Source organism: Streptomyces muensis (assembly GCF_021474425.1).
Classification (GTDB): domain Bacteria; phylum Actinomycetota; class Actinomycetes; order Streptomycetales; family Streptomycetaceae; genus Streptomyces; species Streptomyces muensis.
This window is the reverse complement of the sequence record NZ_JAKEIP010000290.1, coordinates 1-9771: the sequence shown is the minus strand read 5'-3', so window position 1 is coordinate 9771 and position 9771 is coordinate 1. Positions and strand designations below refer to the sequence as shown.

Annotated in this window: 9 protein-coding genes; 2 read left to right on the top strand and 7 right to left on the bottom strand. The window is 70.8% G+C overall.

The window, feature by feature from the left end; translation table 11 throughout:
- Nucleotides 1-105: 105 nt before the first annotated feature.
- From L0P92_RS37985 to L0P92_RS37960, 6 genes are all read right to left on the bottom strand, one after another.
- Nucleotides 106-1095 carry a zinc-dependent alcohol dehydrogenase family protein gene (locus L0P92_RS37985; protein WP_234767659.1) on the bottom strand — a complete coding sequence of 330 codons (990 nt, stop codon included), beginning with the start codon at nucleotides 1093-1095 and terminating at the stop codon, nucleotides 106-108.
- Nucleotides 1092-1946, bottom strand: a complete 855-nt coding sequence (locus L0P92_RS37980) for a carbohydrate ABC transporter permease (protein ID WP_234767657.1) — start codon at nucleotides 1944-1946, stop codon at nucleotides 1092-1094. Before L0P92_RS37980 ends, L0P92_RS37985 begins: the two co-directional genes overlap by 4 nt.
- On the bottom strand, nucleotides 1943-2881 hold the full coding sequence (locus L0P92_RS37975) for a carbohydrate ABC transporter permease (RefSeq protein ID WP_234767655.1): 939 nt from the start codon (nucleotides 2879-2881) through the stop codon (nucleotides 1943-1945). Before L0P92_RS37975 ends, L0P92_RS37980 begins: the two co-directional genes overlap by 4 nt.
- Complete coding sequence (locus tag L0P92_RS37970) at nucleotides 2878-4248, bottom strand: ABC transporter substrate-binding protein (protein WP_234767654.1); 1371 nt, start codon at nucleotides 4246-4248, stop codon at nucleotides 2878-2880. Before L0P92_RS37970 ends, L0P92_RS37975 begins: the two co-directional genes overlap by 4 nt.
- Before the next feature lie 86 nt (nucleotides 4249-4334).
- Nucleotides 4335-5102, bottom strand: coding sequence for a DeoR/GlpR family DNA-binding transcription regulator (locus L0P92_RS37965; protein ID WP_234767651.1), 768 nt, complete (start codon nucleotides 5100-5102; stop codon nucleotides 4335-4337).
- A gap of 343 nt (nucleotides 5103-5445) precedes the next feature.
- Nucleotides 5446-6255: an NAD-dependent epimerase/dehydratase family protein gene (locus L0P92_RS37960; RefSeq protein ID WP_234767649.1), complete on the bottom strand. Its 810-nt coding sequence runs from the start codon at nucleotides 6253-6255 to the stop codon at nucleotides 5446-5448.
- A gap of 201 nt (nucleotides 6256-6456) precedes the next feature.
- Here L0P92_RS37960 and L0P92_RS37955 point away from each other — a divergent pair, with 201 nt between their 5' ends.
- Together L0P92_RS37955 and L0P92_RS37950 are read left to right on the top strand one after the other, a co-directional pair.
- Nucleotides 6457-7410 carry a 5-dehydro-4-deoxyglucarate dehydratase gene (locus L0P92_RS37955; RefSeq protein ID WP_234767646.1) on the top strand — a complete coding sequence of 318 codons (954 nt, stop codon included), beginning with the start codon at nucleotides 6457-6459 and terminating at the stop codon, nucleotides 7408-7410.
- Entirely contained in the window at nucleotides 7407-8570 is a 1164-nt protein-coding gene (locus L0P92_RS37950) for a hypothetical protein (RefSeq protein WP_234767645.1), read from the top strand. Before L0P92_RS37955 ends, L0P92_RS37950 begins: the two co-directional genes overlap by 4 nt.
- On the opposite strand, the gene L0P92_RS37945 is transcribed toward L0P92_RS37950, so the two are convergent.
- Nucleotides 8507-9673 carry an MFS transporter gene (locus L0P92_RS37945; RefSeq protein ID WP_234767662.1) on the bottom strand — a complete coding sequence of 389 codons (1167 nt, stop codon included), beginning with the start codon at nucleotides 9671-9673 and terminating at the stop codon, nucleotides 8507-8509. The two genes, L0P92_RS37950 and L0P92_RS37945, sit on opposite strands and share 64 nt — an antisense overlap.
- Nucleotides 9674-9771: the final 98 nt, after the last annotated feature.

Here is a 9771-nt window from a genome sequence, read left to right as displayed (position 1 = left end):
TGCGCGACAAGCCCCCACCGGCCCGCACCCGAAGAACGAACCCCGGGGTCGAAGGGGCGGAGCCCCTGGGGATGGGATGGGTAGGGGCGGCGGGGGCGAGGAACGCTAGGGGACGACCACGATTTTGCGGCCCACGCCGGAGGCGAACTGTTCCAGGGCCTCCGGGTAGCGCTCCAGCGGGATCCGGTCGCTGATGAAGATCTCCGGGTCGAGGACCCCGTTCGCGAACAGCTCCGCCGCCCGCTCGAAGCTGTGGAGGACAGCCATGGAGCCCGTGATGGTGATCTCCTGGTTGTAGATGCGGTACGGATCGATCGTGACCCGTGTCGAGTAGTCCGCCACCCCGAACTGGAGGAAGGTGCCCGCCTTGGCCACCCGCTCCAGTCCGTCCTGGATCGCGGCAGCGTTGCCGGTGGCGTCGACGACCAGGTCCCAGCCCTGGGGACGGTCCAACTCGTCGGGGTTCGCGGCAGAGGCCGAGACGCCGAGCCTGCGGGCCGTCTCCAGGCGCTGCGGGTTGACGTCCACGACGTCCACGCTCGCCGCCCCCGTCCGCTTGGCCAGCTCCAGCATCATCAGCCCCATCGTGCCGGAGCCGTAGATCAGGACATGGGCGCCGAGCCGGGACTTCAGGACGTCGTAGCCGCGGACAGCGCAGGACAGGGGTTCGACCAGGGCCGCGTCCTGGGTGCGGACGTGCTCGGGAAGCCGTACGCAGTTCGCGACCGGCGCCACCGCGTACTTCGCCGCGCCGCCCGCCGTGGTGACGCCGATCGCGGCCCAGCGTTCGCAGAGGTTGTTGTGGCCGGTACGGCAGTAGCGGCACTCGTAGCAGTAGAGAGACGGGTCCACCGCTACCCGGTCGCCCACCGACAGCTCGGTGACCTGAGTGCCGACCCCGACCACCTCGCCCGCGAACTCGTGCCCGGGCACGATCGGCAGCTTGGGCGCGAACTCGCCCTGGAGGATGTGCAGATCGGTGCCGCACAGTCCGCAGGCCGCGACCTCGACGACGACCTCCCGGGGGCCTGGCGTCGGGTCGGGGACCTCGGCGACGACTGCCTTGCCCACGGACTCGATGACGGCGGCCTTCATTTCACTGCTCCCAAGGACAGGCCCTGGACCAGCTTGTCCTGGGCGGCGAACCCCGCGGCGAGCACCGGCAGGGAGATGACGAGCGACGCGGCGCACACCTTCGCCAGGAACAGGCCCTGGCTGGTGATGAAGCCGGTCAGGAAGACGGGCGCGGTCTCCGCCACCACGCCGGTCAGGACTCGGGCGAACAACAGCTCGTTCCAGCTGAAGATGAAGCAGATCAGGGCCGTGGCGGCGATGCCGGGAAGGGCTATCGGAGCCACCACGCGAGCCAGGATCGTCGGGAGCCTCGCGCCGTCCACCCTGGCCGCCTCGATGATCGCGACCGGGATCTCGGCCAGGAAGGAGTGCATCATCCACACCGCGATCGGCAGGTTCATGGAGGTGTAGAGGATGACCAGCAGCCAGATGTTGTCGAGCATGTCCGTGTTCTTCGCGAACAGGTACAGCGGCAGCAGGCCCGCCACGGCCGGCAGCATCTTGGTGGAGAGGAAGAAGAACAGGACGTCCGTCCACTTCTTCACCGGGCGGATCGACAGCGCGTACGCCGCCGGGAGGGCCAGGACCAGGACGAACAGGGTCGAGGCCACCGACGCCACCGTCGAGTTGATCAGCGCGGGCCAGGGGCTGGCGCCGCCGCCCGCACCGAAGAACTCGCGGTATCCGTCCAGCGTCAGCGACGCGGCGAAGGACGGCGGGTTGGTCGCCGCGTCCTCCTCGGAGTGGAAGGACGTCAACGCCATCCACGCGATCGGCAGGAAGAAGAGTATTCCCAGCAGCCAGGCCACCAGGCCGAGGCCGACTCCCTTGCGGCGGCTGCGATGACGAAGTCGTACGGCCACTGCACTCATGCGCGCGACACCTCCTCGCGGAACAGGGACGACACCACGCGCAGCGCGAAGGTCGCGATGATGATCGAGCCGATGACCACCAGGACGCCCGCGGCCGAGGCGAGGCCGTTCTCATGGGCCTGGTAGAAGCTCTGGTAGACGGTGTAGGGGAGGTTGGCGGTGCCCAGGCCGCCGGACGTGATCGTGAAGACCGCGTCGAAGTTCTGGACGATGTAGATCGAGCCCAGCAGGGCGCCGAGTTCGAGGTAGCGGCGCAGGTGCGGGAGGGTGAGGTGGCGGAAGATCTGCCAGTCGCTCGCGCCGTCGACCCGGGCCGCCTCGATCTGCTCGTGGTCGCGGCTCTGGAGGCCGGCCAGCAGGATCAGCATCATGAACGGCGTCCACTGCCAGACGAGGGCGGCCTCGACCGCGAGGAGCGGGGTGTTGGAGATCCAGTCCGGCTGTGGGCCGCCCACATAGTGCAACAACCCATTGAACAGGCCGTATTCAGGGTTGTAGAGCACATGTTTCCAGAGCAGGGCCGCCGCCACGGGGACCACCAGGAACGGGGCGATCAGCAGGGTGCGGACCACTCCGCGGCCCTTGAACCTGCGGTCCAGGAGCAGGGCGAGCACCAGGCCGAGGACCAGGCTGGCCAGGACCACCGCGACCGTCAGCAGCACGGTCGTCCACACCGAGTGGCGCAGGTCGGCGTCGGTGAGCACTTCCCGGTAGTTGTCGATGCCGGTGAATTGGCGGGCGTCCGGGTAGAGGGAGTTCCAGTCGAAGAACGAGATCACCAGCGTGGCCACGAACGGCAGCTGGGTCACCACGATCACGAAGATGAGGGCGGGGAGCAAGGGGGCCCGGGTCGCCCAGGCGCGCAGCCGGGCGGAGGGCGGACGGGTGGTGCGTACCTCGGTCGTGGCCACGGGGGCCGTGGTCGTCGCTGTCATCGCCCCTCGTACTCCTCGGAGATCTTCTCGGCGAGCTGCTGGGACTTCTTCAGGGCCGCGTCGACGGACTGGCGTCCGGCGATGGCCGCGCTGATCTCCTGGGAGACCTTGGTGCCGAGGTCGGTGAACTCGGGGATGCCGACGAACTGGATGCCGGGCGCGGGGCGCGGCTGTACGCCGGGGTCGTTCGGGCGGGCGCCCTCGATGGCCTCCTTCGTCATCTCCTGGAAGGCGGCCGCCTCCTCGCGGTACGCCGGGTTGGCATAGGTGGAGGCACGCTTGCCGGCCGGCACGTTGGACCAGCCGATCTCGTCGCCGACGAGCTGCTCGTACTGCTTGCTCGACGCCCAGGAGACGAACTTCCAGGCCTTGTCGGGGTTGCGGGACGCCTGCTGGATGCCCCACGCCCAGGTGTAGAGCCAGCCGGCGGACTCGGTCTTCTCGACGGGCGCCGGTGCGTAGCCGACCTTGCCCTTGACCGGGCTGTTCGCCGACTCCAGGGAACCGGCCGCGGAGGTGGCGTCGTACCACATGGCGACCTTGCCCTGGGTCATGTTGTTCAGGCACTCGGCGAACCCGGACTGGGCGGCTCCGGACTCACCGTGTTCGCGGACCAGGTCGACATAGAACTTCGTCGCCTTCTCCCACTCGGGCGAGTCCAGCCGCGCCTTCCAGTCCTTGTCGAACCAGGTGCCGCCGAAGGTGTTCACCACGGTGGTGAGGGGCGCCATCACCTCGCCCCAGCCGGGCAGGCCGCGCAGACAGATGCCCTTCATGCCGGGCTCGGCGCCGTCCGTCTTCGCCGCGAGGTCCGCCACCTGCTGCCAGGTGGGGTGCGCGGGCATCGTCAGGCCCTCCTTCTCGAAGACGTCCTTGCGGTACATCAGGAAGGACGACTCGCCGTAGAAGGGCTGGCCGTAGAGCTTGCCGTCGTCGCCGGTGAGGGACTGGCGCATCGGCCCCAGGACGTCCTGCTCGTCGTATCCGGGGTCCTTGGCGACGTACGAGTTCATCTCGTGCAGCCAGCCGTTGCGGGCGTAGATCGGTATCTCGTAGTTGGAGAGGGTGGCGACGTCGTACTGGCCCGCCTGGTTGGCGAAGTCCTGGCTGATCTTGTCGCGGACGTCGTTCTCGGGCAGGACGGTGAAGTTGACCTTGATGCCGGTCTCTTCGGTGAAGCGGGGGGCGAGTTTCTGCAACTCGGTCATCTGGGGGTTGTTGACCATGAGGACGTTGATCGAGTTGCCGCCCGACCCCGCCCCGCCGGCTCCGACCCAGCAGCCGGAGAGCAGCGGGGCGAGCAGCGTCCCTGCGGCGGCCATGGCGAGCGTGGCTCGCGGTGGCCGTCGTCGGCTCTGGGTTCGCATGGATCGCTCCTGGACGATTGGTGAAAACGGGGAGATAAGGGGCGGTCGGAGGCGTGGAGGTGCCTCCAGGGGAGTGGGTTCGGTTGTCAGACGCGGATGACCTGGGGGCCCTGCAGCGAGTAGCGGTGTGCCTCGGCGGCGGGGAGCTGGGTGCTCGTCACGATCGTCTCCAGTGCGCCGATGTCGGCGAACCGGCAGAAGCTGACCGCTCCGAACTTGGTGTGCACGCCCGCGAACACCGTGCGCCGCGAGGCCCGGATCGCCTGCGCCTTGACCTCGCTGACGGCCGGGTCGGGGGTGGTCAGGCCGTGCTCGCGGGAGATGCCGTTGGCGCCGATGAACGCCAGGTCGATGACGAAGCCGGCCAGCATCTTCGTCGTCCAGTGGTCGACGGTGGCGAGCGTGCCGGACCGCACCCGGCCGCCGAGCAGCAGCACGGAGACCTGCTCGGCCTCGGCGAGGGCGCCCGCGACCGGCAGGGAGGCGGTGACCACGGTCAGCGGCCGGTCGGTGGGCAGGGACTCGGCGATGAGCTGTGGGGTGAAGCCCTCGTCGACGAAGACGGTCTCGGCGTCCCCGAGCAGCTCGGCCGCCGCGGCCGCGATCCGGCGCTTCTCGGGGACGTGGCTGGTGGCGCGGAAGGCGAGCGTGGTCTCGAAGCCGGCGCTCTCCACGGGGTAGGCGCCGCCGTGGGTGCGGCGGAGCAGGCCGTGGTCCTCCAGGACGCGCAGATCCCGCCGTACGGTCTCCTTGGCCACGCCGAGTTCGGCGGCGAGCGCGGTGACGTCGACGGAGCCGCTGGCGCGGGCGGCGCGGACGATCTCGCGCTGGCGTTCCTCCGCTGTTCTGTTCATGGTCGTCACCTGCCTCGCTGTTGCCCGTTCGGGCTCTCCTGTGGCCCTTGGGGGAAGTTCTACAGCGGGTATGAGGTGGTGACCAGGTCTGTTACGGGGGTGATACTGCCCGGTGTGTGCCCGTTCGGTCTTGTGGGTGCCCGGGGCGGACTCGGGACTCGGGGGGTGCGGTCGTGTGGTGTCTGCGGGTGTGTTGTGGCTGGTCGCGCAGTTCCCCGCGCCCCTTCAGGCACGCTGTCGCACCGTGTCCGGGTCTGCTGGGGTCGGGCACGGCTGGTGCCCGAATTCCGCAGCGGGCGGCCCGTTCGTTGCCCGCCCGCCTTCTCGCGTCGACTCGTTTCGGTCAGTACGGCCAGATCGGGGGGTCGCTGACGAAATGGCCGCCCAGGTAGGCGTGCGCGACGTTGTCCGGGTCCAGGTCGCCCTGCTCGGCGATGAGCTTCTCGGCGTACGGCTCGGAGTCGTCCTGCGGGTCGTAGCCGAGGGAGCGGGCGCTGGTCAGGTCCCACCACAGGCGGGTGTTCGCGGAGGAGCCGTGGACGACGGTGTGCCCGACGTTCTCGGCGGTCAGGGCCGCGTGGAAGAGGCGGGCGCCGTCCGCCGGGCTCATCCAGACCGAGAGCATGCGCACGCTGGTCGGCTCGGGGAAGCAGGAGCCGATGCGCACCGACACCGTCTCCAGGCCGTGCTTGTCCCAGTAGAACTGCGCGAGGTCCTCGCCGAAGGACTTGGACAGGCCGTAGAAGGTGTCCGGGCGGCGCGGGGTGTCGATGGGGATCAGGGGGTCGTCGCCCTGGGGGCGGGGCGTGAAGCCGACCGCGTGGTTGGAGGAGGCGAAGACGATGCGTTCCACGCCCTCCGCGCGGGCGGCCTCGTACAGGTTGTAGGTGCCCTCGATGTTGGCGCGCAGGATCTTCTCGAACGGCGCTTCCAGGGAGATGCCCGCGAGATGGATGATCGCGTCGACGCCCCGCACGGCCTCGCGCAGCGCCTCCCGGTCGCCGAGGTCGGCGACGATCGCGTCCGGCTCGCCCTCGATGGGGCGCAGGTCGAGCAGCCGCAGCTCGTAGCCGTACGCCGGGAGCAGGTCCCGCATCAGCGTGCCGAGGCCGCCGGCGGCGCCGGTGAGCAGAACGGTGCGGGGTGCGGGCATCCTCGGGGCTCCTTGAGTGATCGGCCGCGTGCGTGCACGGTATTCACATTCGTGGACTAGTTAAGGATCACCACCCCTCGACGTCAAGGGTGGTGCGGATGTCGTTCATAAACATAAACTCTGATCAGAGATCTGCATCCCTTGCTCATCCGTCCCTCCTGCTCCTACTCGCTTGCTCCGTACTCGCTCCAGGGAGAGCCCGTGACGCCAGCCCCCCTCGCCGCACGCCTCAGTGTCCCCGGCGGGCCGCTGTTCTTCCCCGTCACCGCCTACGGTCCCGACGGCACGGTCGACCTCGACACCTACCGCACCCATGTGCGCCGGGGCGTCGAGGCCGGGGCCGCCGCCGTGTTCGCCTGCTGCGGCACCGGGGAGTTCCACGCGCTGACGCCCGAGGAGTACGAGGCGTGCGTACGGACGGCCGTCGAAGCGGCGGACGGACGGGTGCCGGTCGTCGCGGGCGCCGGGTACGGCACCGCGCTCGCCGTGCGGTACGCGCGGCTCGCCGAGAGGGCCGGCGCGGACGGGCTGCTCGCCATGCCGCCGTATCTCGTCGTCGCTGGGCAGGAGGGACTGCTGCGGCACTACCGGGAGGTCGCCGCGGCGACGGCGCTCCCCGTGATCGTCTACCAGCGTGACAACGCCGTGTTCACCCCGGCCACCGTCGTCGAGCTGGCCCGTACCGACGGGATCATCGGCCTCAAGGACGGCCTCGGCGACCTCGACCTCATGCAGCGGATCGTCAGCGCCGTACGCGCCGAGGGCCCCGGTGACTTCCTCTACTTCAACGGCCTGCCCACCGCCGAACAGACCCAGCTCGCCTACCGCGCGATCGGCGTCACGCTCTACTCCTCCGCCGTGTTCTGCTTCGCCCCGGAGATCGCCCTCGCCTTCTACCGGGCGCTGGAGACGGGCGACGACACGACCGTCACCCGTCTCCTGGACGGCTTCTACCGCCCGTTCGTCGAACTGCGCGCCCAGGGCCGCGGGTACGCCGTCGCCCTGGTCAAGGCAGGTGTACGGATGCGCGGTCTGGACGTGGGGGAGGTCCGGCCGCCGCTGCACGAACCGGGCGAGGATCATGTGAAGCAGCTCGCCGAGGTGATCGAGCGCGGATACGCGCTGCTGGAGAAGGAGCCGGAGGACACCAAGTGAAGGCGTCGACGTTCGTCTACCCCTGGGACATCAACGGAGACCCCGAGGCGCCCGGCCGGATCGCTTCCCTCGGCGTGCGACAGGTGACGCTCGCCGCCGCCTACCACTCCACCCGAGCCCTCACCCCCCGCCACCCGCGCCACCGCATCGTCACCGCCGAACACGCGGCCGTGCTCTACCCGACGGACGACCGGTGGCAGGGCCGGGAGCTGCGCCCCTACCCGGCCGGTGACTGGGCACCCGGCGACGCCTTCGGCGAGGCGGCCGCCGCGCTCTCGGGCGCCGGTCTGGAGGTGCACACCTGGGTCGTCCTCGCGCACAACTCCCGCCTGGGCGCCGAGCACCCCGACACCTCGGTCGTCAACGCCTACGGCGACCGCTACCCCTGGGCCCCTTGCATCGCACAGCCCGCCACGCGCGCGTACCTCGTCGAACTGGCCGCCGAGGCCGCCGTACGCCCCGGTGCAAGCGGCACGGAACTGGAGTCCCTCGGCTGGTACGGCCTGCAGCATCTGCACGCCCACGACAAGACCGGCGGGGTCCCCCTCGGCGACGCCGGGATGTACCTGATGGCGCTCTGCTTCTGCCCGACCTGCGAGGAGGGCTACGGCGCCCAGGGCCTGGACGCCGACGAACTGGCGGCCGCCGTACGCGCCGCCCTCGAACCGCTGTGGCAGGGCACCGTCGCGGACGAGGGCTGGGCCGGGGTCGAGAAGCTGCTCGGCGAGTCGAAGGCGGCGGCCACGCGCGCGTGGCGCGACGAAACCGCCCGTACGCTCCAGGAGACCGCGGTCCGCGCGGTACGCCGGGCCGCCCCAGACGGCTTCCAGATCCTGCTGCACGCCGACCCGGTGACCCACCACGTCGGCGCCAACCCGGGCGTCGACCCCGAGCACATCCTCGCCGTCGCGGACGGAGTGGTCGTTCCCTGCGCGGGCGGCCCCGCCCTGCTGACCCCCTTCGCCGCACAGGGCCGCGAGGGCGCGGTCCTCGCCGCCAACCTCGGTGTGGTCTCGGGGATGGGCGGCAGCCCGGGCACGCTCGCGTCGGACGCGGCACGCGCGCGTGAGCTGGGCGCCACCGAGATCCGGCTCTATCACGCGGGGTTGGCGTCCGACGCGGACCTGGTGGCGGTACGGGAGGGACTCGCCGCGCTCTGACGCAGCAGCGGCAGGACGGTCATCAGCCAGGCCGCACCCAGGACGGCCGACAGCAGCCGTACGTCGAACAATTCGACCAGCGCCGCTCCCGCCGCCAGCCCGACGACGTTCGGAGTGAAGACGAGCGTGTTCGCCGTCGCCGCCGTACGGCCGAGCAGGGCCTGCGGGGTCTCACGCTGTACGGCGGTGAGCGCGGCGATCAGCACGCAGGGCAGCCCCGCGCCGATCGCCGCGCCGCACGCCAGGGCCACCGGGTCGGACGGAACGGCCCGCAGGCCGGCCGCGACGGACGCGAGGGCGATGCCGCACGCGGCGAAACGGCGCTCACCGAAGCGGCGCAGCGCCGGGCCGGAGAGCAGCCCGACCACCACCGAACCGGCGCCCTGGACGGCGTACAACACACCGGCGTACGCGGGGGTGTGGCCGAGGCCGTCGATGACGGCGTAGATCAACGCGCCGTTGAGGCCGGCGCACAGCATGGTGGTGCCGCCGGCCAGGACGAGGGGGCGCAGCCGGGGGCGCGTCCACAGGAAGCGGGCCCCCTCGGCGGTCTGCGTCCGCCAGTCGCCCTTCGGCGGCTCGGGCCTGCTCTCGCGGAGGCGGAGGCAGGCGTACAGGCCGGTCGCCACCACGAACGTCACGGCGTCCAGCAGCGCGACGCTCGCGCCGCCGTACGCCGCGTAGACGGCGGCACCGGCCGGCGGGGCGAGGAGTTTCATGCCCTCCGAGGCCGTCATGCGCAGCCCGTTGAAGTCGCCCAGCAGCGGCGTGGGCACGGCGGAGGCGACGAGGGCGGACTCGGCGGCGTCGTGGACGACACCCGCGGCGCCGTAGACGAACAGGACCGCCAGGAGGAGCCAGAGGCGGTCCGGGGAGTCGACGGTGAAGAGGGTCAGCAGGAGGACGGCCAGCAGGAGGTTCGCGCCGATCAGCAGCGGCTTGCGCCGGGTACGGTCGGCGAGCGTGCCCAGGAGCGGGCCGGCCAGGGTGGGCGCCCACATGGCGACCATGCACAGCGCCGCCAGGCCGTCCGATCCCGTGAGGTCCTTCACCCAGACCCCGGACACCAGCCACAACGCCGAGGTACCGAAGCCGGAGACCACGACCGCGCCGCCCGCCTCTACCTCACCGCGGTCGTGGTCTCCGGCTTCGGTTCCTCGGGGGTGTGGGGGGGGGCCGGGGTGGGGGGGGAGGACCACAC

What these genes read in the sequence shown, in the direction of transcription:
- L0P92_RS37985 (WP_234767659.1), bottom strand. Translation starts at nt 1,095, where the DNA reads ATGAAGGCCGCCGTCATCGAGTCCGTGGGCAAGGCAGTCGTCGCCGAG.
- L0P92_RS37980 (WP_234767657.1), bottom strand. Translation starts at nt 1,946, where the DNA reads ATGAGTGCAGTGGCCGTACGACTTCGTCATCGCAGCCGCCGCAAGGGA.
- L0P92_RS37975 (WP_234767655.1), bottom strand. Translation starts at nt 2,881, where the DNA reads ATGACAGCGACGACCACGGCCCCCGTGGCCACGACCGAGGTACGCACC.
- L0P92_RS37970 (WP_234767654.1), bottom strand. Translation starts at nt 4,248, where the DNA reads ATGCGAACCCAGAGCCGACGACGGCCACCGCGAGCCACGCTCGCCATG.
- L0P92_RS37965 (WP_234767651.1), bottom strand. Translation starts at nt 5,102, where the DNA reads ATGAACAGAACAGCGGAGGAACGCCAGCGCGAGATCGTCCGCGCCGCC.
- L0P92_RS37960 (WP_234767649.1), bottom strand. Translation starts at nt 6,255, where the DNA reads ATGCCCGCACCCCGCACCGTTCTGCTCACCGGCGCCGCCGGCGGCCTC.